23 protein-coding genes and 1 riboswitch are annotated in these 25,642 nt (G+C 62.1%); of the genes, 12 read left to right on the forward strand and 11 right to left on the reverse strand.

What is annotated here, in order from left to right:
- Positions 1–267: 267 nt before the first annotated feature.
- A complete protein-coding gene (locus AACR77_RS21350; protein ID WP_042882461.1) occupies positions 268–1,824 on the forward strand; it encodes a sensor domain-containing diguanylate cyclase in 1,557 nt (518 codons plus the stop codon).
- Positions 1,825–1,858: 34 nt separating this feature from the next.
- Entirely contained in the window at positions 1,859–2,728 is an 870-nt protein-coding gene (gene rssA / locus AACR77_RS21355) for a patatin-like phospholipase RssA (protein ID WP_029313973.1), read from the forward strand.
- Positions 2,729–2,793: 65 nt separating this feature from the next.
- Here rssA and AACR77_RS21360 read toward each other — a convergent pair whose 3' ends face one another.
- A complete protein-coding gene (locus AACR77_RS21360; RefSeq protein ID WP_042882462.1) occupies positions 2,794–4,155 on the reverse strand; it encodes a sodium-dependent transporter in 1,362 nt (453 codons plus the stop codon).
- A 195-nt stretch (positions 4,156–4,350) separates the two neighbouring features.
- Positions 4,351–4,617 (reverse strand): helix-turn-helix domain-containing protein, encoded by a 267-nt coding sequence (locus AACR77_RS21365; RefSeq protein WP_010673503.1) that lies wholly within the window; start codon positions 4,615–4,617, stop codon positions 4,351–4,353.
- Between the two features lie 258 nt (positions 4,618–4,875).
- On the opposite strand from AACR77_RS21365, the gene AACR77_RS21370 reads away from it, so the two are divergent.
- From AACR77_RS21370 to AACR77_RS21385, 4 genes are all read left to right on the forward strand, one after another.
- Complete coding sequence (locus AACR77_RS21370; protein ID WP_042882463.1) at positions 4,876–5,463, forward strand: hypothetical protein; 588 nt, start codon at positions 4,876–4,878, stop codon at positions 5,461–5,463.
- A gap of 305 nt (positions 5,464–5,768) precedes the next feature.
- Complete coding sequence (ompA, locus tag AACR77_RS21375; RefSeq protein WP_010673501.1) at positions 5,769–6,788, forward strand: porin OmpA; 1,020 nt, start codon at positions 5,769–5,771, stop codon at positions 6,786–6,788.
- A gap of 412 nt (positions 6,789–7,200) precedes the next feature.
- Entirely contained in the window at positions 7,201–8,202 is a 1,002-nt protein-coding gene (ompA, locus tag AACR77_RS21380) for a porin OmpA (RefSeq protein ID WP_042882464.1), read from the forward strand.
- 219 nt (positions 8,203–8,421) lie between these two features.
- Entirely contained in the window at positions 8,422–9,480 is a 1,059-nt protein-coding gene (locus AACR77_RS21385) for an OmpA family protein (RefSeq protein WP_042882465.1), read from the forward strand.
- A 74-nt stretch (positions 9,481–9,554) separates the two neighbouring features.
- On the opposite strand, the gene AACR77_RS21390 is transcribed toward AACR77_RS21385, so the two are convergent.
- Entirely contained in the window at positions 9,555–11,249 is a 1,695-nt protein-coding gene (locus AACR77_RS21390; RefSeq protein WP_039039301.1) for an NAD-dependent malic enzyme, read from the reverse strand.
- A gap of 55 nt (positions 11,250–11,304) precedes the next feature.
- Entirely contained in the window at positions 11,305–12,162 is an 858-nt protein-coding gene (locus tag AACR77_RS21395; RefSeq protein WP_041213342.1) for a helix-turn-helix transcriptional regulator, read from the reverse strand.
- 120 nt (positions 12,163–12,282) lie between these two features.
- Here AACR77_RS21395 and AACR77_RS21400 point away from each other — a divergent pair, with 120 nt between their 5' ends.
- A complete protein-coding gene (locus AACR77_RS21400; protein ID WP_042882466.1) occupies positions 12,283–13,662 on the forward strand; it encodes an MATE family efflux transporter in 1,380 nt (459 codons plus the stop codon).
- Positions 13,663–13,813: 151 nt separating this feature from the next.
- Positions 13,814–14,062: a YciN family protein gene (locus tag AACR77_RS21405; RefSeq protein WP_010673495.1), complete on the forward strand. Its 249-nt coding sequence runs from the start codon at positions 13,814–13,816 to the stop codon at positions 14,060–14,062.
- Positions 14,063–14,092: 30 nt separating this feature from the next.
- On the opposite strand, the gene AACR77_RS21410 is transcribed toward AACR77_RS21405, so the two are convergent.
- Positions 14,093–15,232 carry a GGDEF domain-containing protein gene (locus AACR77_RS21410; protein WP_010673494.1) on the reverse strand — a complete coding sequence of 380 codons (1,140 nt, stop codon included), beginning with the start codon at positions 15,230–15,232 and terminating at the stop codon, positions 14,093–14,095.
- A 243-nt stretch (positions 15,233–15,475) separates the two neighbouring features.
- Here AACR77_RS21410 and AACR77_RS21415 point away from each other — a divergent pair, with 243 nt between their 5' ends.
- Positions 15,476–16,615: a solute carrier family 23 protein gene (locus AACR77_RS21415; protein WP_052224817.1), complete on the forward strand. Its 1,140-nt coding sequence runs from the start codon at positions 15,476–15,478 to the stop codon at positions 16,613–16,615.
- Between the two features lie 100 nt (positions 16,616–16,715).
- Positions 16,716–17,429, forward strand: a complete 714-nt coding sequence (locus tag AACR77_RS21420; RefSeq protein WP_042882467.1) for a lipoyl protein ligase domain-containing protein — start codon at positions 16,716–16,718, stop codon at positions 17,427–17,429.
- 201 nt (positions 17,430–17,630) lie between these two features.
- On the opposite strand, the gene AACR77_RS21425 is transcribed toward AACR77_RS21420, so the two are convergent.
- On the reverse strand, positions 17,631–19,007 hold the full coding sequence (locus AACR77_RS21425; RefSeq protein WP_042882468.1) for an alanine/glycine:cation symporter family protein: 1,377 nt from the start codon (positions 19,005–19,007) through the stop codon (positions 17,631–17,633).
- 250 nt (positions 19,008–19,257) lie between these two features.
- Positions 19,258–19,368: riboswitch (glycine riboswitch) on the reverse strand.
- Between the two features lie 506 nt (positions 19,369–19,874).
- Here AACR77_RS21425 and AACR77_RS21430 point away from each other — a divergent pair.
- Positions 19,875–21,023, forward strand: a complete 1,149-nt coding sequence (locus tag AACR77_RS21430) for a type III PLP-dependent enzyme (protein WP_010673490.1) — start codon at positions 19,875–19,877, stop codon at positions 21,021–21,023.
- Between the two features lie 65 nt (positions 21,024–21,088).
- On the opposite strand, the gene AACR77_RS21435 is transcribed toward AACR77_RS21430, so the two are convergent.
- The 3 genes from AACR77_RS21435 to yfcD all read right to left on the reverse strand — a co-directional run bounded on the left by AACR77_RS21435 (position 21,089) and on the right by yfcD (position 23,293).
- Complete coding sequence (locus AACR77_RS21435) at positions 21,089–22,057, reverse strand: calcium/sodium antiporter (RefSeq protein ID WP_042882469.1); 969 nt, start codon at positions 22,055–22,057, stop codon at positions 21,089–21,091.
- Between the two features lie 123 nt (positions 22,058–22,180).
- Complete coding sequence (locus AACR77_RS21440) at positions 22,181–22,651, reverse strand: peroxiredoxin (RefSeq protein WP_042882470.1); 471 nt, start codon at positions 22,649–22,651, stop codon at positions 22,181–22,183.
- Between the two features lie 111 nt (positions 22,652–22,762).
- Positions 22,763–23,293 carry an NUDIX hydrolase YfcD gene (yfcD, locus tag AACR77_RS21445; protein ID WP_081999470.1) on the reverse strand — a complete coding sequence of 177 codons (531 nt, stop codon included), beginning with the start codon at positions 23,291–23,293 and terminating at the stop codon, positions 22,763–22,765.
- A gap of 177 nt (positions 23,294–23,470) precedes the next feature.
- Here yfcD and AACR77_RS21450 point away from each other — a divergent pair, with 177 nt between their 5' ends.
- Positions 23,471–23,686 carry a DUF1107 family protein gene (locus AACR77_RS21450; protein WP_010673486.1) on the forward strand — a complete coding sequence of 72 codons (216 nt, stop codon included), beginning with the start codon at positions 23,471–23,473 and terminating at the stop codon, positions 23,684–23,686.
- Positions 23,687–23,781: 95 nt separating this feature from the next.
- Here AACR77_RS21450 and AACR77_RS21455 read toward each other — a convergent pair whose 3' ends face one another.
- Together AACR77_RS21455 and AACR77_RS21460 are read right to left on the reverse strand one after the other, a co-directional pair.
- Positions 23,782–24,525 (reverse strand): amino acid ABC transporter ATP-binding protein, encoded by a 744-nt coding sequence (locus AACR77_RS21455; protein ID WP_042882472.1) that lies wholly within the window; start codon positions 24,523–24,525, stop codon positions 23,782–23,784.
- A gap of 13 nt (positions 24,526–24,538) precedes the next feature.
- Positions 24,539–25,633: an amino acid ABC transporter permease gene (locus AACR77_RS21460; protein WP_010673484.1), complete on the reverse strand. Its 1,095-nt coding sequence runs from the start codon at positions 25,631–25,633 to the stop codon at positions 24,539–24,541.
- Between the last annotated feature and the right edge of the window lie 9 nt (positions 25,634–25,642).

A 25,642-nucleotide genomic window follows, 5' to 3' on the forward strand; every position in this document is an offset into this window, starting at 1 on the left:
GCCCGCCGCCAGCAATAGAAGAAAAGGGAAAAGCCACAGCCACACGCGCGTTTTCATCACAAGATCCATGCAGTCAAAGAGAGAGGAAGAAGAGATAGCTTCATCAAGGATGGCACCATGTTACCCCCTGACTATGCCGTGACTATGTATAAATGTGACAAAACGTAACAGTCCGGTGAGAAGATCATCAAAAACGCATCTTGTCGGCACGCACGTCAGGGTTCTGCCTTACACTGATGCCGACTCTCGCCATCTTCCGGTACGCCCATGTCCATTCCCTCCCCCGCCTTTGCCAGATACCGATTGCAGTGGCTGCTGCTGGGCCTCGGCCTGCTGCTGTTGCTGCTCGCCCTGCAACATGCGTTTCGCCAGGTTACCGAGATCAACAAGCGTGACACCATCAACGCCGCGACCCAGCTCAGCAGCCAGCACCAGCGAATGGAAACCTTCCTCGAGGCCATGCGCGGCCAGGCGGAGGAGCGCCTGCGCAGCAATCCCCAGTCCGTGCTCTCTCGCCAGCTCTATCAGGCGCTGCAATCCGACGGGGAGCACGGCATCAACCTGGATCGCATCCCCGTCGATCTGCCCCCCGCCCTCATCGGCAACCTGACCGGGCAGGGCCCGCTGCCCCACGACGGCAGCGAGCGGCAAGCCAGAATACATCTCGCCCTCAGCCTCTCCCCCCTGCTCGCCACGGCCAGCAAGCTGCTGGACAGGGACGTGGCCTGGATCTACTTCACCGGTACGGACAATTTCATCTACCTCTATCCCTGGGTGCCATCCAGCCAGTTTCGCTTCGATCCCGTGATTTACAGCAAGGCCTACTGGCAGGAGGCGATGGCCAGGTATCCCCACCTGGAGCACGCCATGCTCTCGCGCCCCTACCAGGATTTTGCCGGACGGGGGCAGATGATCACCCTCTCCCAGCCCATTACCCAGGGAGGCCAGATCATTGGCCTGCTCAGCATCGACATCCAGACCGTCACGCTGGCGCAAACCCTGCACCGCCTCGCCCCCCGGATTGGTACCCTGTTCCTGCTCAACGCCCATCAGCAGATCCTCGCCAGCAGCCAGTCCGGTACCGCGCCGCCCCCGGTCAGGACGACGCAGTCAGCGGAATATGAGTGGCAACAGGGCGCCCTGCAGCTCGTCTATCCCATCCCGGAGACACCGCTCTCCCTCATCCATCGCATCCCGCTGCTGCCTCTGCTGCAGACGCTGTTGTGGCAATCGGCGACGGCGCTCATCACCATTCTCTGTCTGGTGGTGGCGACCGTCTCCAGCCTGCGTGCCCAGCGCCTCAACCGGCGCCTCAACTACCTGTCGCGCCACGATGCCCTGACCGGCGCCTTCAACCGCCACTACTTCGATGCCTTCGAACACCGCCAGGCCCTGGCAGGCCGCCAACGCATCGGCGCCATCATGTTTGACTGCGATCACTTCAAACAGGTCAACGACCGTTTCGGCCACGGGGTGGGCGATCAGGTCCTCATCCGTCTGGTGCAGCTCTGCCAGTCCCTGCTGACACGGGAGTGCCACCTGATCCGCTGGGGCGGCGAGGAGTTCCTGCTGCTCGTCGCCGATGAAGCGATCCCTCTGGCCCCCTTGGCCGAGCGGCTTCGTCTGTGCATAGCAGAGCATCCCTGGAGCGCCATCGCGGCCGAGCTGAAGGTGACCGTCAGCCTGGGCCACTGTCGTCAGTCACCGGCCATCTCCTTGCAGGAGGTGATCCGCCGCGCCGATATCGCCCTCTATCAGGCCAAGGCCAACGGCCGCAATCGCAGCGAAGCGTGGCGGGATGACGGACAGGAGAAGCCGGAGTAAGCTGGACTCCCACTTCATGTCAGGAGACGCAACTGTGTCACGAAAACCCCGTCTGGGATTGGCCCTGGGCAGCGGTGCGGCCCGAGGATGGGCCCACATCGGCATCATCCGTGCCCTGGAGCGACTGGGCGTCAAGCCGGATCTGGTGGCTGGCTGCTCCATCGGCAGCTTTGTCGGCGCCGCCTATGCCGCTGGTGAACTGGACAAGCTGGAGAGCTGGGTGCGCGGCTTCAGCCGCCTGCAGGTCATGGGGCTGCTCGATCCTGCCCTTTCCGGCGGCCTGTTTCGCGGTGACAAGGTGTTTGGCATCGCCGCCGGCCATCTGGGGGATCCCGCCATCGAAAGCCTGCCGCTGCCCTTTGCCTGCGTCGCCACCGAACTCGATACCGGCCGCGAGATCTGGTTGCAGGAAGGGCCGCTTCGCCAGTGCGTGCGCGCCTCCTGCGGCATGCCCGGCCTGCTCACCCCGACCCGGGTGGAGGATCGCTGGCTGGTGGACGGGGCCGTGGTCAACCCGGTCCCCATCTCCCTGGCCCGCGCCATGGGAGCCGAGGTGGTGATCGCCGTCAACCTCAACACCGACATGCACCAGCCTTGGACCGACGAACCGGACGAGCCGGTGCAGGGAGGGCTGCTCAGCCAGTGGTTGAACCGGGGCGAGCGCGAACCCAGTACCCCCGGCATGTGGGGGGTGATGACGGGCTCCATCAACATCATGCAGGAGCGCATCACCCGTGCCCGGATGGCCGGGGATCCCCCCGAGATCCAACTCTGCCCGCGCCTTGGCAACCTCTCCATCATGGATTTCCACCGCGCGAGCGACGCCATCAACGAAGGGGAAGCCTGTGTCGAGCGCAACCTGGAGCAGCTCAAGGAGGAGCTGTCACGACTCTGCCTGATATGAAGGCATATCGGGGTAAAAGACAAAAAGAGCGCCAATAGGCGCTTTTTTGTTTCGGGTTACGCGGCTCAGAACAGCCCCAGCCCCTTGAGCATCACCACCAGGATCAGCAGCGGCGACACATAGCGGATGATGAAAAACAAGGGCCTGAGGATGGGCAGCGCCAGCTTGCCTCCATTGGTCAGCGCCGTCGTCATCCGCTCGAAGCCCCAGACCCAGCCCACAAAGAGGCAGAGGAAGATGCCCCCAAGGGGCATCAGCACGTTGGAAGAGACGAAGTCGAACAGATCGAAGAAGGTTTTCCCGCCAACCTGCACATCCGCCAGCGTGCTGCTCGAGAGCGCACAGGTCGAGCCGACCGCCCCCAGCACCAGCAGGTTGATCAGGGTCGCCCTTGTGCGGCTCATGTGAAAGCGCTCGGAGAGCACCGAGACCGGCACCTCCAGGATGGAGAGCATGGCCCCGGTGGCTGCGATGGCGGAGAGCACGAAGAAGAGCACCATGAAGAGGTGTCCAAAGGGGATGCTGGCAAAGACCGCGGGTATGGTGATGAACAGCAGGGAGGGGCCTGCGCTCGGCTCGAAGCCAAAGGCAAACACCGCCGGGAAGATGGCGATCCCCGCCAGCATGGAGACGAAGAGATCCGCGCACATCACCCGTACCGTGGTGAGAGGGATGTGCTGATCATCGCGAAAATAGCTGCCATAGGTCATCATGCAGCCCATCCCGATGGAGAGCTTGAAGAACGCCAGCCCCATGGCTGTCAGCACGACGCCTGCGGTCACCTTGGAGAAATCCGGCGAGAACAGGAAATGCAGTCCTTCGCTCGCTCCGGGCAGAGTCAGGCTGCGCACGCCTATCACCAGCAGCAGGATGAAGAGCAGTGGCATCAACCGCTTGGTGACCGCTTCGATCCCCCTGGAGACCCCCATCAGCAAGATCCCCCCCATCAGGGCCAGCACCAGCCACTGCCAGAGCAGACTCTGCAAGGGATCCGTGATGAGTGAATTGAAGGCTGCACCCGTGACGGCGGGATCGGTGGAGAGGATCTCGCCGCTAGCCGCCTTGAAGATGTAGGCAAACACCCAGGCCGCCACCTCGGAGTAGAACGACATGATGAGGAAGGCCGCGCTCACCCCCATAGCGGCGATCAGCCACCAGGGTTGCCCCTTCGGGGCCAGCTTGATGAGCCCGCTGACCGCATCCGTCCTGGCCTCGCGTCCCAGCATGATCTCGGAGATCATCACCGGCAATCCCACCAGCAGGGTGGCGATGACATAGACCAGCAGAAAACCGGCGCCACCATTCTCACCGGTCAGATAGGGAAACTTCCAGATATTGCCGAGCCCGACGGCAGACCCCAGGGTCGCGGCCAGCACGCCAAAGGTGCTGGTAAACCCATCTCTGGCTTTGGTAATGGATTGGCTCATCGTTGTCTCGCTGTGTGGATCACCGCCTGAATTAAAAGGGTCGGAGTGTTCCGTGGATTAATCCAGCCCGACAAGATGATTTAGTGAAAATCGCCGCTAGCCGCACACAACGCATTATTTAATTAAATAATTTTCCATTTTGACAAATAAAAAATGCCGCCTCGAGGGCGGCATTTTTATCAAGGTTGAACTGAATCAAGCCTTGGCAATATCGTCCGGACCGATCTGGCCGATTTCGGCGACTTTCTTGTCAGCCAGCAGCCAGAGGGTGAACTTGTGCAGATCGGGGTGGTGGGCCAGGGCAACCAGGAAGGCGCCTCCGACTTCACGGTAACCCAGTTCATAGTTCTTCAGGGTGGTTGGGGGGACGCCCAGCAGATCGGCAAACTTGGGACGGCTCAGGCCTACCGCTTCGCGGATCTGACGGATCTTCTTGCCAACAGTTACGATATTTGAATTCATGTGTTCCATACTCCGTTCGGCGGATTGACTCCACCTTTATTTTTCGCGACGACTCGTAGTCAAGTGTATCAGTTTTGAACGGACTCGTTATGGTCGAGCCTCTATCTATAATCAGCGTCTTTCGACGACAACCCTTCACAAACCTCGGGGATGGTAATCGCTGCGTCGCCTCAGGTAAACAGTCTCGAAAAGAAACCTTTCTTGTTGCCCGGCCATCCCTCGTATAATTCGCCGGTTATTTCCAAGAGAGTCATCAGCATGGCATTTCCCGGCATCATTTCCCGTCTTCATTCCGACCCGGACTCCCTCCCCCGTCAGCTCGCCCAGGGTCTGCAGACCCGGGCCGAGGCGTTCTGGCTGCCCATTGCCATGCAGGGGGACGCCGCCACCGTGCTGGCGGCCCTCCCGGACAGCTGCAGCCTCTATCTTGAAGGCCAGACGACGCTTCCCCTGCGCAGCCACGACGGCGTCGTGGCAGAAAACGGCACCCTGGCACTGGGCAATGGTCATACGATGACGCTGGCCAGGGAGAAAGGCGATGGCGGCATCGTGCCGGAAGAAAGCCTCGCCGAGATGGCCCAATGGCTGGAAGCGGGTCATCGGCACTTCATCTGCTCTACCGCCGTCCAGCCCGTGGCGCGGGCCATCCTCAACATCTGGCCTCTCGATCCCTACCTCGCCCGTCACTTCTTGCTCAGTTTCACACCCTTGCTGTGCGAAGCAACTGAGGCTGACTATCTTGCTGTCCTCTCGGTCAGGGCGGGTGACGCCACCCCGCGGCACGCTTGGGCTGAGGCTTATATGAAGCTTGAGAAGAAACTGCATCGCGCCTACTTGGATCACTAATAAATCCCAAGAAACAGCCAGTTATCCCTACGACACAATTTGCCCCATCCCTTATCTGTGAGCTTGATCATGTTTTGAAATGGGCATAAAGTGCGCCACGTCATCGGAATGACGTCGGCTGTTCGTGGCGGAGTATGCATTGTCGACAGTGCAACCCGCGCACTTGTGCACCCAGATACGTGCCTCCTGGATGGATCTAGGATCCCTGTTCGCACCAACGTCGTTGGTCGACAGAGCCAGCAGCTTACATAAATTACAAAGTGCGAAGCACGTGAACAACGTGCCATCTCAACGAGGATTATTTTATGATGAAAATGGCTCCTTCCCTGATCGCCATCGCTATGGCCACCATGGGTGCAACTGCAGCTCACGCCGCTGACGACATCTACTTCGGCGCCGGTGTTGGTGCAACTCACTTCAACGGTCTGAACAAGATCGAAGGCGTGAACGTTGGCGAAGAAGATGCGGCTGCTGCCAATGCCTTCGTTGGTTACAACTTCAACGAATACTTCGGTTCCGAGCTGGGCTACCAGTACACCGGCCGTGGCAACACCGACGGCAACCGTTACGAGAGCCAGGGTGCCACCCTGTCCGGTATCGCTCGTCTGCCGCTGGGCAACGATTTCTCCCTGTTCGGTGAAGCTGGCGCCTACTGGGGCCACACCGACGGTCTGGGCACCAGCGATACCAAAGTATCCCCGCTGGCCGGTGCCGGTGTGACCTACAAGGTCAACGACGCGCTGGATCTGCAAGCTCGCTACCGCTACATGTGGGACGTGGCTGACCTGCACGCCGACAACGTACGCTACAAGTCCAACCAGAGCGTTGCGACCCTGGAAGCCGTTTACCACCCGTTCCGTACTTCCTACGTAGCGCCTGCTCCGGCCCCGGTTGTTGAAGAAGCACCGGCCCCGGCTCCGCAAATCGTTGAGAAGAACTTCGCCCTGAACTCCGACGTGCTGTTCGCCTTTGGCAAAGACAGCCTGAAGGCCGAAGGTGTGCAAGCCCTGAACGCTCTGTACCAGCAAATCGTTGAGTTCCAGCCGAAAGACGGCAACGCCGTTGTTGTTGGTTACACCGACCGTATCGGTTCCGACGCTTACAACCAGAAGCTGTCTGAAGCTCGTGCCCGCACCGTTGCCAACTTCCTGGTCAGCAAGGGTATGGCTGCCAGCAAGGTTGCCATCGAAGGTCGCGGCGAAGCCAACCCGGTCACCGGTACCAAGTGTGACGGCGTCAAGGCCAAGGCTCAGCTGATCTCCTGCCTGGCTCCGGACCGTCGCGTAGAAGTTCGCGTATCCGGCGTACAAGAAGTTCAAAAGTAATCTGACTTCGCTCAGGTAACGTAAAAAAGGGGATGCCACGGCATCCCCTTTTGCTGTCTCTCTCCTCCCCCCAGCGACACTCTCTGTCTCACCTTTTCTCCCCTTTACCCCCGTATTGCGGCCCCGCGACACCGGTGTCGGCGCTGCATATCTGTGCAGAAACTTGATCACGCTGATTCAAAAGAATACAGTAGCAACGCTTGTAAGACATTGGATGAACTATTAAAAGTGCTCAGTGCCCGGTTAGTTGTCCATGGAGAAACAGCTTCATGAGAATCCAGGTTTCCATCCATTTTTTATTCAAGCCGTCCGTGATCCGCTCACGGTGTCGCACATGAAGTGTCATCTGCGACCGGTATAACAAAGAGTGCGCAGTACGCCCATAGCACGGCAACTCAACGAGGATAAAACGATGAAAATGAAAATGGCACCAACCCTGATTGCTCTGGCCATTGCAGCCATGGGAACCACCACCGCTCAAGCGGCCGACGACTGGTACACGGGTATGGGTGCAGGTTGGGCCTATGGCCACGACCTGGATACCTTCGGCCAGGATGCTGACAAGGACGCCACCGCGCTCTCCCTGTTCGGCGGTTACAACTTCACCGAGAACTTTGCCGCCGAGCTCGGCTATCTCTATGCCGGCAAGGCTGGCGTCGATGGCGTCGACTTCAAAACCCAGGGTGCCACCCTGTCCGGTATCGCACGCCTGCCCATGAATGACATCTTCTCCGTCTTCGCCGAAGGGGGTGCCTATTTCAACCACGTCAACGGCAATGGCCAGAGCGACAACGGGACCTCGCCGCTGGCGGGTCTGGGTCTGACTGCCAAGCTCTCCGACCTTATCGACCTGCAGGCCCGCTACCGCTACATGTGGGATCTGGGTGACGATCAGAAAACCTGGAAAACCGACATGAGCGTCGCCACCCTGGAACTGGTGATGCACCCGAACCGCACCACCTATGTGGCACCAGCCCCGGCACCGGCTCCCGAGCCGGTTCCCGAGCCCGTCATGGTCGACAAGAACTTCTCCCTGAGCTCGGACGTGCTGTTTGCCTTTGGCAAATCCACCCTGAAGCCGGAAGGGGCTGCTGCGCTCAACACCCTGTATCAGCAGATCATCGACGTCCAGCCGAAAGATGGCAGCGCCGTGGTGGTGGGTTACACCGACCGCATCGGCTCCGATGCCTACAACCTGAAGCTGTCTGAAGCCCGTGCCCGCACCGTGGCCGACTTCCTGGTTGGCAAGGGTCTGCCGGCTGGCAAGGTATCCATCGAAGGTCGTGGTGAAGCCAACCCGGTCACCGGTACCCAGTGTGACGGCATCAAGGCCAAGGCTCAGCTGATCGCCTGCCTGGCACCGGATCGCCGCGTCGAAGTCCGCGTCACCGGCGTACAGGAAGTGCAGCAATAAGAGGTTGACCACCTGTTGCAAAAAGGGGCCATTCCGGCCCCTTCTTTAATGCCCGCACGGCACCACCAACGCGGGCCGCCCACCTACCTGCCCCACCGATTCTCCATACAGATGCGTCACTTAAATGGTTAAAGCGCTCACATCGCCTATACATAATGTTGGCTATACATAGCAAAGGGCTGGGAGCCCTATAACACCCAACATCGACGAGGATACGCGATGAACATAAGACTGAAACCTGTGTGGATTGCATTGGCACTGGCGACGAGTGCCGCCCAGGCGGCACCTGTTCACGACTGGTATGTGGGGGCTGGGGGTGGCTGGGCCTTTGCCCATGACATCGATGATTTCAGCAAGGACGTCGGCAAGGACGCAACCGCCATCAACGCCTTTGTCGGCTACAACTACAACGAGAATCTGGGGGCAGAGCTCGGCTACCTCTCCACCGGTGACTGGGATATTGCCGGCCAGGACTTCAACAGCAAGGGGGCCACCCTGTCGGTCATTGGCCGTTTGCCGCTGGGGGACATCTTCTCTGTCTTTGCCGAAGGGGGCGGTTATCTCTATCACGTCGACTCCGTCAACGGGGGAGATGACAATCTGGCTCCCCTGGCGGGTCTGGGCCTGACCGCCAGACTGAGCGACTGGGTAGACATCCAGACCCGCTACCGCTACATGGTGCGAGTCGGGGACGATCCTGACAACGATAAAGTGGGCAGCGGTACCAAACGCTGGGTCAGCGACATCAGTACCGCCACCATCGAGCTGGTACTTCACCCCAATCGCACCGTCGCCGCAGTGCCGGTGGCCGCGCCTCTGGTCGTGGCACCGCCGCCCCCGGCTCCCGAGCCGGTGGATCAGACCTTCAACCTGAGTTCGGATGTGCTGTTTGCCTTTGGCAAGGCGGAGCTCAAACCGGAGGGGATGCAGGCACTCGACGCCCTCTACCAGCAGATCGTCGACGTCAAACCCAAGGATGGCAACGCCATGGTGATGGGCTACACCGACCGCATCGGCTCGGATGCCAACAACCAGGCACTGTCGGAGGCCCGTGCAAGCACGGTCGCCAACTTCCTGATTGGCAAGGGGCTGCCCGCAGACAAGGTGAGCATCCAGGGCAACGGCGAGAGCAACCCGGTCACCGGCACCCAGTGTGATGCCATCAAGGCCAGGGCTGCCCTCATCGACTGCCTGGCCCCGGATCGCCGGGTCGAAATCCGGGTCACCGGTGTCAGCAATCCCGCCGAGCCCGCCCCCGCCGAGCAACCGGCACAATAACCTCCTCTTCCTTCACAGCCGTGCACAAAAAAGGGATGCCGAGGCATCCCTTCTGCATGTCTGTCCCCTTGGGATCAGAAGGAAGTACGACGATAGCGGCGGTACTCGGGACGCCAGAAGTTCGCCTCGATGGCCTGATCGATCACATCATCGGGGGTCTGCACCGCCTTGCCCTGCAACATGGCGGTCTTGGCCACCATCTTGGCGATGTAGCGGGAGACCTGATGGATGTCCGCCAGATCCGGCAGCAAGGAGCCCTCTTCCCCCTTCACCAGGGGTGAACAATCCGCCAGGGCACGGCTGGCCGACATCAGCATGGCATCGGTCACCCGGTTGGCACCGGAGGCGATCACCCCAAGGCCGATCCCCGGGAAGATGAAGGAGTTGTTGCACTGGGCGATGACGTAGCGCTTACCCTTGTACTCCACCGGTGCGAACGGGCTGCCGGTGGCGACCAGCACCTGGCCGTCGGTCCAGCGAATGAGATCCGCCGGGGTGGCTTCCACCCGGGAAGTGGGGTTGGAGAGCGGGAAGATGATGGGACGGGCACAGTGCTTGTGCATGGTCTTGACCACCTCTTCGGTAAACAGACCCGGCTGGCCGGAGACCCCGATCAGGATGTCCGGGCGACCGTGCTCCATCACCTCCAGCAGGGAGATGTTGTCCCCCACCGGCCACTCCTTGATCCGCTCGACCGGCTGGGAGAGTTTGCGCTGGAAGTCGAGCTGGTTGGGGATCTTGTCGGTGATGAGACCGAATCGATCCACCATGAAGACCCGGCCCCGCGCCTCGGCGTCGGTCAGCCCTTCGGCCTTCATCTGCGCCACGATCTGCTCGGCGATGCCACACCCGGCACTGCCCGCCCCGAGGAAGGCGACCCGCTTCTCGGAGAGCTTGGCACCGGAGGCCTTGCAGGCGGCGATGAGGCTGCCCAGGGTCACCGCGGCGGTCCCCTGAATGTCATCGTTGAAGCAGCACAGCTCATCCTTGTAGCGGTTGAGCAGCGGGGTGGCATTGCCCTGGGCGAAATCCTCGAACTGCAGCAGGATGTCCGGCCAGCGGCGCTTGACCGCCTGGATGAAGGCATCGACGAACTCGTCATACTCTTCGCCGGAGATGCGCGGATGGCGCCACCCCATGTAGAAGGGGTCGTTCAGCAGCTGCTGGTTGTTGGTGCCCACATCCAGCACCACCGGCAGGCAGTAGGCCGGGGAGATGCCGCCACAGGCGGTGTAGAGGGAGAGCTTGCCGATGGGAATGCCCATGCCGCCGATGCCCTGATCCCCGAGGCCCAGGATGCGTTCGCCGTCGGTGACCACGATCACCTTGACGTTCTGCTTGGTGGCGTTTTGCAGCATGTCATCGATCCTGTCCTTGTCCGGATAGGAGATAAAGAGGCCACGGGCGCGGCGATAGATGTTGGAGAACTCCTCGCACGCCTTGCCGACCGTCGGGGTGTAGATGACCGGCAGCATTTCGGTGAGGTGGTTGTTCAGCAGGCGGTAGAAGAGCGTTTCGTTGGTATCCTGGATGTTGCGCAAATAGATGTGCTTGTCCATGTCGTTGCCAAACGCCATGAACTGGCGATAGGCACGCTCTGCCTGCTCTTCGATGGTTTCGATGTTCTGGGGCAGCAGACCCTCCAGATTGAAGCTGCTGCGTTCTTCGCTGGTGAAGGCGCTGCCCTTGTTGAGCAACGGCGTCTCCAGCAGGGCTGGACCTGCGTAGGGAATGTAGAGGGGACGTTTCTGATTATTATCTTCAAACATGGATCTGTACCTTGACTGTGTGGCCCGTCGATCCTATGGACTTGAGCCAACAATTTCAAAGGGTTTGCACCTCCCTTGCGAAAGGTTTGCGACCCAGTCGACGAAAGGCCCCCGGAGTCTGACCCGTCAGGCGGCGAAAACGGTTGGCAAAGTTGGCGCCGTCGCTGTATCCGACCCGGGCCGCCAACTCGGCCAGCGGCCAGTTGGTGTAGAGCAGCAACTGGCGCGCCTTGTTCATGCGAAGCCCGGTGAGCCAGGCCATAGGGCCCATGCCGAACACCTGCTGGCAGAGCCGGTGCAGATGGGGCACCGAGCAGGCCATCTGGTCGGCCAGCAGGGCCACGCTCCAGGGCTCGTCCAGACGTGCCTCCACCCGCCGAAACAGCGCCTGTAGCCGCAGCTCCGGCGTGCCGCGCACCTCCCCCTGCAGGGTCCGCTCCAAGAGCGCCAGCAGCAGGCTCAGCAGCTGGGGCTGGAGCGGCGAACGTATTCCCTCCCCCTGCATCAGGCTGAGCAGGTGATAGAGCTGCTCCCCCTCCTCCCCCTGCCAGATGCGATGACCAAGCCGGTGCAGATGCTGCCAGCGCGGCACGTCGTCCAGCAGGATCCAGCTGGTATGCCAGGCTTCCCCCACCAGCCTGAGGCCCCCCGGCACGGCGGCCGGGAGAAAGACCAGGGCTCCCGCCGGGATGGGCTGCTCCCCGCCATCGGTGAGCAGGGCGCCCCCCTCGTCATGGCTCACCATCAGGATATGAAACTCCGGTCGGTTGCGGCGGATAAGGTAGTGCTCCCGTATCGTCGAGAGGCCGGTCAGGAAGACGCCCGCCTCCCCAAGCAGGGGCAGCCCTTCGCGTCCCAGCATCCGCTCTTCGCAGGCCGGGGCGATTTCCAGACACTCGCTGATAAATGGCATAGCACCTCAACAGGATAGTTTTGCACAAGAAAGCCGAGAGGGGCTCACAGTGAAGCCTCCCGATATCACCCCTATCATACGCACGACAAACCCTGATTTTTACCAACCCGGTTAACATAAATGAATTATTGGCAAGCGATTTTAAAACAAACCACCGATCGCGAGTTCATGACGCGACTGTGGCGACTGGCCCTGCCGGTTTCGCTGCAATCCATGATGTTCTCCCTGCTCGGCCTCATCGACATCATGATGGTGAGCCAGCTCGGCACCACGGCTGTGGCGGCGGTCGGCTTGGGCAACCGGGTCTTCTTCTTCAATCTGCTGGTGATAGCGGGGCTCTCTGGCGGGGTCTCGGTGTTGGCGGCACAATATTTCGGCCGTGGCGAGATGGCCGGGGTGCGCCGCTCCCTGGCCCTGGCCCTGGTGGGCGCCCTGGCGGTGAGCCTGCCCTTTGCCCTCGTCTATGTGTTCTCACCGGGCAGCGTGCTCGGGTTTGCCAGCCAGGAGCCCGCGCTGCGCGCGCTGGCCGACGAGTTCCTGATGATCACCGGCGCCACCATCCTCTGCACCGCCGTGGTGGTGCCCCTGGAGTCGGCCCTGCGCTCGGTGGGCAATGCCGCGGCGCCGACCCGTATCGGCATCATCGCCATCATCGCCAACGTCATCCTCAACTATGCCCTCATCTTCGGCCATTTCGGCGCCGAGGCCATGGGAGTAGCCGGCTCCGCCTGGGGCACCACCCTGTCGCGCCTGCTCCAGACCGCGCTGCTGCTTGCCTATGTGTGGCGTGCCGAGCCCCGCCTCATCCCGCGTAAGCAAGACTGGCTCGCCGCCTTCAGGCGCAAGGAGGTGGTGCGCTTCACCCTGATCGCCCTGCCGCTGTTGCTGCACGACGGGCTCTGGGCCTTCGGCATGCTGCTCTACGGCTTCCTCTACGCGCACCTCGGCACCGACGCCCTGGCCATCATGACCACCCTCGGCACGCTGGAGAGCATCCTCATCTCCCTCTTCTTCGGGCTGGCGGTGGCCTGCTCCACCCTGCTCGGTCACCGGCTCGGGGCAGAGGAGTATGACGAGGCCTGGCAGCACTCCCAGCTCTTCCTGCTGCTGGCCCCCGTCGGCGCCCTGCTGGTGGGGACCGCCGTCTGGCTGATGCAGGGCAGCCTGCTGCAATGGGTCGGCAACCTGCCGGGCGAGCTGATGACTGAGGCCGGCCAGGTGCTCGCCATCATGTGTCTGGGCATGCTGCTCAAGGTGTTCAACATGGTGGGGATCGTCGGGGTGCTGCGCTCGGGGGGGGACGTCAACTACAGCATCTTCATCGACATCGTCGGCATGTGGTGCATCGGCCTGCCGCTGGCCTGGGTGGCTGTCAGCCTGCTGGGCTGGCCCCTCTCTTGGGTGGTGGCGGTGGTCCTGCTGGAGGAGCTCTCCAAGGTGCTGCTGGTGCAGCGCCGCATTCGCCAGCGGCGCTGGCTGCGCAATCTGGTGCTGGGATAAGGGAAGAGCGCAAAGCGGGAAAATGCGGGGTCATATCAATGACAGAAAATCCCGCTTTGCAGTATGCTGGCCCCCTCTTCAATCAGAGGCGGGGTGCGCCGGCCATGCCGACCCTTGTGCCCCTGCCCAGTAGTCGTTTAAGGAGACGAGCATGCAACCACAAAAAGAGCGGATCACCGAGACTGCCCTGCTGGAGATGGCCAACAAGATCATTCGTGAACACGAGGACTTCATCCACGGCATGCGCGCTGACTCGGTGGAGCAGAAGGGGGACATTCTGGTGTTCAAGGGGGAGTTCTTCCTGGCAGAGGACGGCACCCCGACCGGCAAGACCATGGCGGTGTTCAACATGTTCAAGCTGCTGGCCCAGCAGCTCTCCGGCAAATACACCCTGGCCTGACGCCAGCCCCGTCATCACCGGATGCCGCCCTCAGGCGGCATCCGTTTTTGTGCGCCCTGCATCGCCCGCGGGTTTCCCTGCCTCGGCCACCACGCAGTTGCGACCCGCCATCTTGGCCATGTAGAGGCACTCGTCCGCCCGGTTGAGCAGATCCTCCACCCCCTCGCCACGCTGGGCCAGGGTCAGACCGATGCTCACCGTCACCTCCAGCAGTTCGTCGGAGGTGGGGCTCTTCACCAACCTCGCCTCCACCGCGACCCGCAGCCGCTCCGCCACCCGCTTGGCTTGTGCCAGATCCGTGCAACCGGGCAACAGGATGGCAAACTCCTCCCCGCCGTAACGCCCGAGCACCATGCCGGGCTCCAGTTGCTCCGACAGGGTGGCCGCCACCTCCTTGAGCACCGCATCCCCCGCCAGATGGCCGAAGGTGTCGTTGATGCGCTTGAAGCGGTCCAGATCCAGCAGCAGCACCGCGAAGGGGGCCTGTTTGCGGATCATGGCGGCCCTCGCCTTCTCGAGCTGCTTCATCAGCAGGCGGCGGTTCATCATGCCGGTCAGCTCGTCCGTGGTGGATTCCCGATAGAGTTGCAGCAGCATGTTGAGCTGGCCGCACTGCACCCAGGCGCTGGCGATGGCAAAGAGCCCCAGCAGCCAGACCTGGTTGAGGGTCTGCACGCTCCAAAGAGGCTGGCCCACCAGCAACCAGTTGCCCGCCAGCATGGTGGCCAGGATCCCCCCCGCCAGTTGCAGGCTGAGGGAGAGGGGAATGGGGAAGATGGCGAACAGGCTGATGAGCAGATAGGGGAAGGCCATGTAGCCCGCCTGCATCTCCTGATCCGCGCCGAAGCTGTGCAGGCAGATGAGGGAGAAGAGCATCATCACCGCCATCAGGTAGCCCAGCGCCAGCTTCATGCGCTCGCGCTTGAAGTGGATGAGATAGGAGAGGGGGATGAGGGGCGAGAGGGCCAGCAGGCAGAAGATCCTGACCTGGAACAGCGCCTCGAACTGGATGGCTGGCAGGGTCAGCCAGTCCACCAGGGCCCAGCTCGGGAGCCCCGCCATCAGCAGACAGGTGAGCAGCCGCAGCCGCACCGTCATGAAGCCCATCCGGGTCAGGGTAAAATCTTCGGAGTGGGCGCGGGCACTCCAGAACTCCGACAGCTTCAGCATCCAGAGTCTCCATCTTCGAACCGAGGGCTCATTCTACACCGTCCCCATCCTGATGCATCAGCCTCCCTCCCCTTTGTGAGGGATCGGTCTCACACAAACCGGCGGATCTTAATCGCCACAGGAAAACGTTTCAACCCATCAGGAAATAAACGAGTTTGCGCTCAATTAGCGCTGGAAAGCGCGATGCCAATCACTAAAATAGCGCCCAATTTTCTCCCCTCCCCCCACACATTCGAGGTATTTATGGAACAGGCTGCCGCCCCAAGCGCCATCCGAGAGACCCATCCCCCCAGGCGAGCCCACAGCGAACTGGTCTACGGCATCGAGGATGTCCCCCCCCTGCCCCAGACCCTGTTCGCCGCCCTGCAGCATATGCTCGCCATGTTTGTCGCCATCATCACCCCGCCCCTCACCATCGTCGTCATGAGCCGCTTCCTGCACCTGGTCAAACGGATCATCACCCCGCTGGTGACTGGCATCGTGGTATTGCTCATCGGCCTGACCCTCATCAAGGTAGGGCTCATCAGCATGGGGGGCGGCTATGGCGCCCTGGCGGACGGCAGCTTCGCCAGCCACACCAACCTCTTTCTCTCCCTGCTGGTGCTCGGCCTCATCGTGCTGATGCAGCGCAGTCGCAACCCCTGGCTGCGCCTCTCCGCCATCATGATCGCCATGCTGGCGGGCTATGCGGTGGCGCTGCTGCTGGGCAAGGTGGCAGCCCCCACCTTCGACGGCCCCCTGCTGATGGTGCCTATTCCGCTGCACTACGGGCTCGGCTTTGACTGGCAGTTGTTCGTGCCGCTCGCCATCATCTTCGTGGTGACGGCGCTCGAGGCCATCGGCGACATGACCGCCACCTCCGACATCTCCGGCGAGCCGCTGGAAGGGCCGGTCTACATGGCGCGGATCAAGGGGGGCGTGCTGGCCGACGGCGCCAACTCCATGCTGGCGGCGGTCTTCTCCACCTTCCCCATGTCCACCTTAGCCCAGAACAACGGCGTCATCCAGCTGACCGGGGTGGCCAGCCGCCATGTCGGCCTCTTCATCGCCGCCATGCTGGCCCTGCTCGGCCTGTTCCCGGCGGTGGCGAGCCTGGTGCAACAAATACCTGAACCCGTGCTCGGCGGCGCCACTATCGTCATGTTCGGCACCATCGCCGCCGCCGGGGTGCGCATCATCTCCCGCGAGGAGCTGGACCGCCGTGCCCTGATGATCCTGGCGGTGTCGCTCGCCATGGGTCTCGGAGTGGCCCAGGTGCCCGAGGTGCTGCAACACCTGCCGGAGCTGGCCAGGAGCGTGCTCTCCTACGGCGTCGCCACCGGCGGCCTCACCGCCATCATCTTGAACCTGCTGCTGCCCAAGCGCACCGCCGTACAGGCCTGACCCTCCGCCATCCTTGCACCAAAGCCCCGCCATGCGGGGCTTTACCTTGTTTGCCCCCGCGCGTACTGTGCTTGGCAGCCTCTGCCAAAGGATGCCTCTCATGCCTTATACCCTGCTGCCCCCGCCGCCCGCCCACCAGACACCCGACCAGATCCTGGCCGAGGAGCAGCGCTGGCTGCGGGAGTGCGCCGGTGACGGCGAGCCCAGGGCCCTCCTCTGGCAGGGCCCCCAATGCCTCATCGTCACCCGCAAGGACACCCGTTTGCCCCGCTACCAGGCCGCCTGCGAGCAGCTTGCCGCCGAGGGCTGGCCGGTGTTCGTGCGCGACAGCGGCGGCACCGCCGTGCCCCACGGCGCCGGCATCCTCAACCTCTCCCTCATGCTGCCTCGCACCACCACGGATCTGGCCCACTACTACCGGCTGCTGGGGGCGCCCCTGCTCGCCCTGCTGGAGGAACACGGTCTTGCGGGCAGCTACGACTTCGTACCCGGCTCGTTTTGCGACGGCCAGTACAACCTGGTGATCGGGGGGCGCAAGGTGACCGGCACCGCCCAGCGCTGGCTGGCGCCGGGCCGGGATCACGACGGCGCCGTGCTGGCCCAGGCCATGCTGCTGGTGGCGGGGGATGTGGACGAGGGCACCCGGATGGCGAGCCGCTTCTACGAACTGGCCGGGGGCGAGCTGCGCTTTGCTCCGGGCACCTCCACCACCCTGGCCCACGCCATTGGCTGGCAGGGGGAGGAGGCGGCCCTGGTGAGCCGGGTGAGCGAAGCGCTGGCGCAGCGGCTCACCGGAGATATTCCCTCCCCCTGACCCCCTGGGGGCAACAAGCGCTGCCATTCATTGCGTAAAATGCAAAAAAGCCACGATGAGCGTCGTGGCTTTTGCGTATTTCGCACAGATATTGTCAGAAGATCCGGGATCAAGCCACGGGTTTTGCCATCCCAGCCCGGATCCCGGTTGACACCATGGACAGGGGCCAGGTGACAGGGCTTCCCGCAGGCCCGCTTCTCATCAGGCCGTCTGCGGCTCGGGCTCGGATTCCGTATCCCGGTCCCGGCTGAAGTAGGCGCGGGTCTCGGCAATCACCACGTGGCGCAGGCCGATGAGGCCGATGAGGTTGGGCACCGCCATCAGGCCGTTGACGATGTCGGCCAAGAGCCAGATCAGGTCCAGATGGAGGAAGGCACCGCTCGCCACCAGCACCAGATAGATGAGGCGGTAGGGTTTGATCGCCCTCACCCCGAACAGGTACTCGGTGCAGCGCTCGCCGTAGTAGTTCCAGCCAAGGATGGTGGTAAAGGCGAAGAACAACAGGCCGATGCTCACCAGATACTGGCCCACATGGGCATCCAGCCCCTGGGCAAAGGCCAGACTGGTCATGGCCGCACCGCTCACATCGCCGCTCCACACCCCGGTCACCACCAGCGTCAGGCCGGTCATGGTACAGATGATGAGGGTGTCGATGAAGGTGCCGGTCATGGAGACCAGCCCCTGCTCCACGCAGGAATCGGTCTTGGCCGCCGCCGCCGCGATGGGGGCCGAGCCCAGGCCCGACTCGTTGGAGAAGACCCCGCGCGCCACCCCGGACTGGATCGCCAGCATGATGCCGGCGCCGACGAAGCCGCCGGTGGCCGCATGGCCGGTGAAGGCGCTTCCGATCACCAGCATGACCGCATCGGGCAGGGCGCCTGCATTGTTCACCAGCACCCCGGCACAGGCGACGATATAGAAGATGGCCATGAAAGGCACCACCTTGCTCGACACACTGGAGATGGACTGGATACCCCCCAGGGTCACCAGCGCCACGATCAGGGTCAGCACCACGGCGGTCACTTCACGGGGTACCGAGAAGGAGAGGCTCATGGCATCACTGATGGCGTTGACCTGGGGGAAGGTACCGATGCCGAAAAAGGCGACGCCGATGCCGAACAGGGCAAACAGCTTGGCCAGCGGCCTGGAGCCGAGCCCCTTCTCCAGATAGTACATGGGGCCACCCGCCATCTGGCCGTTGGCGTCCTGCTGGCGATATTTCACCGCCAGCAGGCACTCGGCGTACTTGGTGGCCATGCCGAACAGGGCAGCCATCCACATCCAGAACAGGGCGCCGGGGCCGCCCAGCTTGATGGCGGTGGCGACCCCGACGATGTTGCCGGTGCCGATGGTGGCGGAGAGGGCGGTGCACAGGGCACCAAAGCTGGAAACATCCCCCTGCTTGCCCTGCCCCTGATCGCGGCCAAAGACCAGCTTGAGGGCCAGCGGCAAACGCACGATCTGAAGCAGACCCAATCGCCAGGTGAGATAGATACCGGTCCCGACCAGCAGGATCAGCAGGGGGGGACCCCAGATAAAGCTATCGATGGCGGCGAGCGCCGATTGAATTGATGACATGCATCCTCCTTAAAAAACAACGATTAAGGAGGAGAAGGATGATCTTCCCATAGGTGTCGCGATCAACCAGAGGCGATCGGATGCGGGCCAAAAACGTGTTCACACTCTTGCTGCGAGGCCGTGATCAAGGCTCATGCGCTGCTCGAAAGCCTCATGTATTTACATACACTCCGGTTCCTGCGCTGCTCTTTACCTTGCTGACGACCTCTCGTGACAGACCGTGAACAGTTCCAAGCTCAGGTACAACCATCCCATCCCCTCTGTCCTTTTGCCTGAGAGTTTCCGGCGCCAGATTGCGATGCAATCACGGTGCCTTGCTCCTTCGGCGCCCGATTCAACGGGTCTCTCCAGAGTATCGTCCAGTAGCAGTCCACACCGGTTGCCCGGTACCTGAAAGATTCACTTCTTCGGTGGATGGTTGCCCATCGCTCTCCTGCTACCTTCATCCGAACTAGTTTGGATCAGGAAGCGGGCATGGTAATCCAAAAAATGTGAGCTGTCTCGCACTCCCTGGCCCCGGCGCCCCCTTTTTACCTGGCCGCAACCCCCAGGCCTGATGTTATTAGTTCGTTAACTATCAACAGCTTATCAAGCTCCCTTCGGAGGTGCTCCCCATCACGGCCCTGATCGCTCCCCGTATCAAGAGCCTGTTTCGTCTCGACCAGAAAAACTTGCCGACATATCCAATCAAAATGCTTGCACACAAACTCAATAAGCCGATAATCCCGCGCATAACTAAGCACTTTGCAAGGGAGTTATGCAATGTGCCTGGTGGGTCCCTCCGGACCGCTCGCCTGAGCCGGCCGTCGCCGGTTCAATCGCATATGGCTTGGGCATATCACGCCCCCTAAGGACTATCAAAAGAGAATGAACGAGACCCTGGTCGCACAAGATTACCGTCAGTTGGTTGAACAATTCGGCTCCCCCCTGCTGCTGCTCGACAAGGCAGCCGTCCGCAAACAGTATCGGGCCCTGGCGGCCGCCCTGCCCGATGTGCGCTTGCATTATGCACTCAAGCCCCTGCCCCACGAGGCGGTGGTCTCTGTCTTGAAGGAAGAGGGGGCCTGTTTCGATCTGGCCACCAATGGCGAAGTGGATCTGGTGCGCAGCCAAGGGGTTCGCCCGGGACGCTGCATCCATACCCATCCCATCAAGCGTGACAGCGACATCCGTTATGCCCTGGAATTCGGCTGTACCGTGTTTGTCTATGACAACCCGCTGGAGCTGGAAAAGTTCCTGCCCTACAAGGATGAAGTGAAACTGCTGCTGCGGGTCAGCTTCCCGAACCCCGAGACCAAGGTCGATCTCTCCAAGAAGTTCGGCTGTACCCCGGAGCAGGCACTGCCGTTGCTGCAACTGGCCCAGGCCAAGGGGATCAAGGTGATGGGGCTGTCGTTCCACGTCGGCTCCCAGGTGCCCCACGCCCGTCGCCACGTGCAGGCCATCGACGCCTGCCGCGAGATCATGGAGCAGGCCTGGGAGCTCGGGCTCAAGCCCTGGGTGCTGGACATCGGCGGCGGCTTCCCGGTGGACTATGACGGCGGCGAGTTCGACATCGACGGTTTCTGCGCCCCGATCCGCGAGGCCCTGGCCAAGCTGCCCGCCACGGTACAGAAGATTGCCGAGCCGGGCCGCTTCATCAGCGCGCCGGCCATGACCTCGGTCTCCAGCGTGATGGGCAAGGCCCACCGCGGCGACAAGATCTGGTACTACCTGGATGACGGTCTCTACGGCAGCTACAACGGCCAGCTCTACGACCACGTTACCTACCCGGTGAGCACGCCCTATGCCCACGGCGAACTGCACAATGCGGTGCTCTCCGGCCCCACCTGCGACAGCGTGGACGTCATCCGCGACAGCATCATGCTGCCGGATCTCGAGATCGGCGAGCTGGTGGTGGGTCGGGTGATGGGGGCCTACACCTGGGCCTCCGCGTCCACCTTCAACTTCTTCCCCAAGGCGAGCATCCTGATCCTGGACAGCGCCCAGAAGCAGAAGCTGGTTGCCGTGGCCTGAGACCAGGACCCGCGCACAAAAAAGAGGGGACGCCGCGGCGTCCCCTCTTTCATTTCATCACCAGACTAGATGAACTGGCTGGTCAGCAGCCAGCCGGTGTAGGCGACGAAGCAGGCGAGCAGCACGCCCCCCTCCAGCCGGTTGATGCGCCCCTGCCCCTTGCGGCCCAGACACATCACCAGCAGCAACAGGGTCAGCCCCATCATGATGCTCCAGTCGCGGGAAAGCACTTCGGGCGCCACCTCGAGCGGGTGGATGCCAGCGGCGATGCCCACCACGGCCAGGGTGTTGAACAGGTTGGAACCCAGCACGTTGCCAAGGGCCAGATCGTGCTCGTTCTTACGGATGGCGATGAGGGACGATGCCAGCTCCGGCAGGGAGGTCCCCACCGCGACTATGGTCAGGCCAATCACCAGATCGCTGATGCCAAAGCCCTGGGCGATGGTCACCGCCCCCCACACCAGCAGACGGGAAGCCCCGATCAGCAGCACCAGGCCGACGATGAGCCAGAGGATGGCGCTCTTGAGAGACATACCCTCGGAGACGATGTCCTCCTCGGTATCCGTATCCAGCGCATCCCCCTTGCCGTTCATGCCGGCCCAGATGGACCAGCCCATCAGCACTGCGAACACGGCCCCCAGAATGGCGGCATCCATCCGGCCCAGATTGCCATCGATGAGCAGGGCGCCGGAGAGCAGGGTGATGCCGAGCAGGATGGGGATCTCCTTGCGCACCACCTGGGAGGCGACGGCGATGGGGCTGATCAGGGCGGTCAGACCCAGGATCAGGGCAATATTGGTGATGTTGGAGCCATAGGCATTGCCGAGCGCGAGCCCGGGATTGCCCTGGGAAGCCGCCAGCGCGGAGACCACCATCTCGGGGGCCGAGGTACCAAAACCGATGATCACCATGCCGATCAGCAGCGGCGGCATACCGGCGTAACGGGCGGTGGCGGCGGCGCCGTCCACGAACTTGTCGGCACTCCAGACCAGCAACGCCAGTCCGACAATCAGGGCAACAAAAGCCAGGGTCATATTGTTCTATCTCATCCACGGCAAACACGAGAGCCAGGCAAGTGCCTGGCTCCATCCAAACGCGGCCTCAGTGTAACGGGGCCGCTTGCTATTTCAAGGTGTAATCAAACGCCGATTAATCTTTCACAGCGCCGCCAGCAGGCTCTGGGCATCCGACACCTCGAACTTGCCCGGCGCCTCCACGAAGAGCCGCTCCACCACACCATCGTTGGCGATGAGCGCGAAACGCTGGGCCCGCACGCCGCCGAAGGCCCCGGTCTCCTTGGCAAGACCCAGTGCCCGGGTCCAGCTGCCGTCGCCGTCCGCCAGCATGGTGATGTCAGCGGCGTTCTGTGCCTCCTGCCACGCCTTCATCACGAAGGCGTCGTTGACCGACAGACAGCACAGTTCCACCCCCTTGGCCCTGAACTGATCGGCCAGCACCACGTAGCCCGGCAGGTGGGCGTTGGAGCAGGTGGGGGTGAAGGCGCCGGGCACCGCAAAGAGCACCACCCGCTTGTCGGCAAACAGGGCCTGGGTATCCTTCACCTGCTTGCCCTCGGCGGTGATAAAGGTAAATTCCCCTGCGGGCAGGGATTGACCGACCGTGATCATGATGACGCATCCTTCTGTGGTTCAAAGAGGCCCAGTCTACCCCATTCCACCAGAAGGCGAAGGGGTCCATCGAGCAGCAACAAAGCGATCGGGGGCGAACGCCTGTCGCCCCTATTTCTGGCCTGATGGCAGGCGCCTTGCCTGCCAGGTGGCGATGGCGAGCAGGGAGTCAGGCGTGAACTCGTCCGCCCGATCGGCTATCTCGCCCAGGCTCATCCAGTGCACCTCGCTCACCTCTTCGGCCTGCAGTTGCAGCGGCCCCTGATAGTGACAGCTGAACAGGCCGCCCCAGACCTGGTAGCGGCTGCCGCTCGCCTCCCCTTCGGCATAGAAGGTGCCGTAATCCTGCAGGGGCACGTCGCGGATCCCCAGCTCCTCGGCCAGCTCCCGCCGGGCGGAAAGGGCCATGGCCTCCCCCGTGGTCACCACGCCACCGGCGCAGGCATCCAGCATGCCGGGGCAAAAATCCTTGCTCGGGGTGCGCCGCTGCACCAGGATGCGCTCACCCTCATCCAGCACCAGGATGTAGCTGGCACGATGGCGCAGGTTTTCCTGACGCACCCTGGCGCGCTCGGCCACCCCGATCACCCTGTCCTGCTCGTCTACTATGTCCACCCACTCCACGTGCGGCACCTTTGTCATGTCTGCAATGGCCGCAGTATATCGGGCCCCGGACCCGGACTCTCACTACTTTTTCAACGCCGGGGCTGCACGCCAATCGATCACAAGACAGATTCATACAAATCTTTATCAAGTGTCACATCAGTGTCACGGTCCGTCGGCATAGTGTGCCCTGTCCAAACAACAGGGTCTCTTGCCATGAAGGTGTTCAAGCAGTGGTCTCCCCGTCGAATAGCTCGCTATATCAAGAGCTTCCATCATGGAAGTTTCATGGTTGAAGCACTGGGGCGGTTTGAGTTTCAAGGGGGGATCATCGATGTGAAGCCGTTGAGCTGTCATCAGGCGCTGAGCCTGGCCCGGCAGATCAACCTGGCCGTGCGCGATCTGCGCACCACCACCCTGTTGCCGGGCTGACATACTCCTTTCTGTCTGTCGTCGACTTCCATGTACACATTTGCCCGCCGCTCATTCGAGCGTGCGGGCTGTTTTTCTGAAGGTTGTGCCCTGCCTCAGTGCTGCAGGATCTGGGAGAGGAAGAGCTTGGTCCGATCGGACTGGGGGTTGTCAAAGAACTGATCCGGCACGTTCTCTTCGATGATCTGGCCCCGGTCCATGAAGATCACCCTGTCCGCCACCTGCTTGGCAAACCCCATCTCGTGGGTGACGCAGAGCATGGTCATCCCCTCGTGGGCCAGCTCCACCATCACATCCAGCACCTCCCGCACCATCTCGGGATCCAGCGCAGACGTCGGCTCGTCAAACAGCATGACCTGGGGATTCATGCACAGACTGCGGGCGATGGCGACCCGCTGCTGCTGGCCACCGGAGAGCTGCCCCGGATACTTGAGCGCCTGTTCGGGGATCCGCACCCGGCGCAGGAAGTTCATGGCGATCTCCTCGGCCTCCTTGCGCGGCAACTGCTTGACCCAGATGGGCGCCAGGCAACAGTTCTCCAGCACGGTCAGATGGGGGAAGAGGTTGAAGTGCTGGAACACCATGCCCACCTCCCGGCGCACCATTTCGATGTTCTTGAGATCCGAGGTCAGGGCCGTGCCCTTGACCAGGATATCTCCGCTCTGGTGCTCTTCCAGCCGGTTGATGCAGCGGATCATGGTGGACTTGCCAGACCCCGATGGCCCGCAGATGACGATCTTCTCCCCTCTGCCCACCTGCAGGTTGATGTTGCGCAGCACGTGAAACTCACCGTACCACTTGTTGACCTCTTTCAGTTCGACAACTGCGTCCGTTTTCATATCAGAACGACTCCTAATGCTTGTGACCCGTGTTGAGTTTGCGCTCCAGATAGATGGAGTAGCGGGACATGCCAAAACAGAACATCCAGAAGATCATGGCGATAAAGACATAAGCTTCGGTGGAATACCCCAGCCAGGCCGGATCCGCCAGGGCCACCTTGGAGATGGCCAGCAGATCGAACAGCCCGATGATCAGCACCAGGCTGGTGTCCTTGAACAGGGAAATAAAGGTGTTCACCAGGGAAGGAATGGTGATCTTGAGGGCCTGGGGCATGATGATGAGGCCCATCACCTTCCAGTAGGAGAGCCCCAGGGCATCCCCCGCCTCATATTGCCCCTTGGGGATCGCCTGCAGCCCCCCTCTCACCACCTCGGCCACATAGGCCGCCTGGAACAGGATGATGCCGATGAGCGCCCGCAGCAGCTTGTCGAGCTCCACCTCGGTACTCATGAACAGTGGCAGCATCACGGACGCCATGAAGAGCACAGTAATGAGCGGCACCGCCCTCCAGAACTCGATGTAGACGGTACAGAGGCTGGAGATGACCGGCATGTGGGAGCGACGCCCCAGTGCCAGCAGGATGCCGAACGGCAGTGCTACCACTATGCCCACCACCGCCAGCACCAGGGTGAGCATCAGCCCGCCCCAGCGGTTCGTTTCCACCACCTCCAGCCCCGCTCCCCCATGGATGAGGAAGAAGGCGATGACAGGGAACACCAGCAGGGTGAAGAGCGCCAGCCACCCCTTGCGCGGGGTTTTTGGCCAGATGAGCAAGGCCAGCAGCGCCGCCAGACCGGCGAAGGTCAGGTTGATGCGCCAGTACTGATCGGCCGGGTAGAAGCCATAGAGATACTGCCCCAGCCGGCTCTCGATGAAGATCCAGCAAGCACCGCCCTGGACGCAGGCCTCGCGACTGCTCCCCTGCCAGGTGGCAGAGAACAGCGCCCAGTCCAGTGCAGACCAGATGAGTGGCAGCAACAGATAGGCCAGCACCAGGGTCAGCAGGCCGTTCCACCAGTTGGGGAAAAGGTTCTGCCTGATCCAGGCGAGCGGCCCCCGACGGTGGTTGGGAGGCGGCAGCGCCTCCTGCAATTCATTCACGAACATGACAGCTCC

The sequence above is a fragment of the Aeromonas sp. ZOR0002 genome (genome assembly GCF_963866995.1).
GTDB lineage: Bacteria > Pseudomonadota > Gammaproteobacteria > Enterobacterales > Aeromonadaceae > Aeromonas > Aeromonas caviae.

Excerpts from the sequence above, each read along its gene's own strand:
- AACR77_RS21400 (WP_042882466.1), top strand. The coding sequence starts at position 12,283 with ATGAATTATTGGCAAGCGATTTTAAAACAAACCACCGATCGCGAGTTC.
- AACR77_RS21365 (WP_010673503.1), bottom strand. The coding sequence starts at position 4,617 with ATGAATTCAAATATCGTAACTGTTGGCAAGAAGATCCGTCAGATCCGC.
- AACR77_RS21405 (WP_010673495.1), top strand. The coding sequence starts at position 13,814 with ATGCAACCACAAAAAGAGCGGATCACCGAGACTGCCCTGCTGGAGATG.
- AACR77_RS21415 (WP_052224817.1), top strand. The coding sequence starts at position 15,476 with ATGGAACAGGCTGCCGCCCCAAGCGCCATCCGAGAGACCCATCCCCCC.
- AACR77_RS21360 (WP_042882462.1), bottom strand. The coding sequence starts at position 4,155 with ATGAGCCAATCCATTACCAAAGCCAGAGATGGGTTTACCAGCACCTTT.
- yfcD (WP_081999470.1), bottom strand. The coding sequence starts at position 23,293 with ATGACAAAGGTGCCGCACGTGGAGTGGGTGGACATAGTAGACGAGCAG.
- AACR77_RS21395 (WP_041213342.1), bottom strand. The coding sequence starts at position 12,162 with ATGCCATTTATCAGCGAGTGTCTGGAAATCGCCCCGGCCTGCGAAGAG.
- AACR77_RS21430 (WP_010673490.1), top strand. The coding sequence starts at position 19,875 with ATGAACGAGACCCTGGTCGCACAAGATTACCGTCAGTTGGTTGAACAA.
- AACR77_RS21440 (WP_042882470.1), bottom strand. The coding sequence starts at position 22,651 with ATGATCACGGTCGGTCAATCCCTGCCCGCAGGGGAATTTACCTTTATC.
- AACR77_RS21420 (WP_042882467.1), top strand. The coding sequence starts at position 16,716 with ATGCCTTATACCCTGCTGCCCCCGCCGCCCGCCCACCAGACACCCGAC.
- ompA (WP_010673501.1), top strand. The coding sequence starts at position 5,769 with ATGATGAAAATGGCTCCTTCCCTGATCGCCATCGCTATGGCCACCATG.
- AACR77_RS21410 (WP_010673494.1), bottom strand. The coding sequence starts at position 15,232 with ATGCTGAAGCTGTCGGAGTTCTGGAGTGCCCGCGCCCACTCCGAAGAT.
- AACR77_RS21350 (WP_042882461.1), top strand. The coding sequence starts at position 268 with ATGTCCATTCCCTCCCCCGCCTTTGCCAGATACCGATTGCAGTGGCTG.
- AACR77_RS21450 (WP_010673486.1), top strand. The coding sequence starts at position 23,471 with ATGAAGGTGTTCAAGCAGTGGTCTCCCCGTCGAATAGCTCGCTATATC.
- AACR77_RS21425 (WP_042882468.1), bottom strand. The coding sequence starts at position 19,007 with ATGTCATCAATTCAATCGGCGCTCGCCGCCATCGATAGCTTTATCTGG.
- AACR77_RS21455 (WP_042882472.1), bottom strand. The coding sequence starts at position 24,525 with ATGAAAACGGACGCAGTTGTCGAACTGAAAGAGGTCAACAAGTGGTAC.
- AACR77_RS21390 (WP_039039301.1), bottom strand. The coding sequence starts at position 11,249 with ATGTTTGAAGATAATAATCAGAAACGTCCCCTCTACATTCCCTACGCA.
- AACR77_RS21370 (WP_042882463.1), top strand. The coding sequence starts at position 4,876 with ATGGCATTTCCCGGCATCATTTCCCGTCTTCATTCCGACCCGGACTCC.
- ompA (WP_042882464.1), top strand. The coding sequence starts at position 7,201 with ATGAAAATGAAAATGGCACCAACCCTGATTGCTCTGGCCATTGCAGCC.
- AACR77_RS21385 (WP_042882465.1), top strand. The coding sequence starts at position 8,422 with ATGAACATAAGACTGAAACCTGTGTGGATTGCATTGGCACTGGCGACG.
- AACR77_RS21460 (WP_010673484.1), bottom strand. The coding sequence starts at position 25,633 with ATGTTCGTGAATGAATTGCAGGAGGCGCTGCCGCCTCCCAACCACCGT.
- AACR77_RS21435 (WP_042882469.1), bottom strand. The coding sequence starts at position 22,057 with ATGACCCTGGCTTTTGTTGCCCTGATTGTCGGACTGGCGTTGCTGGTC.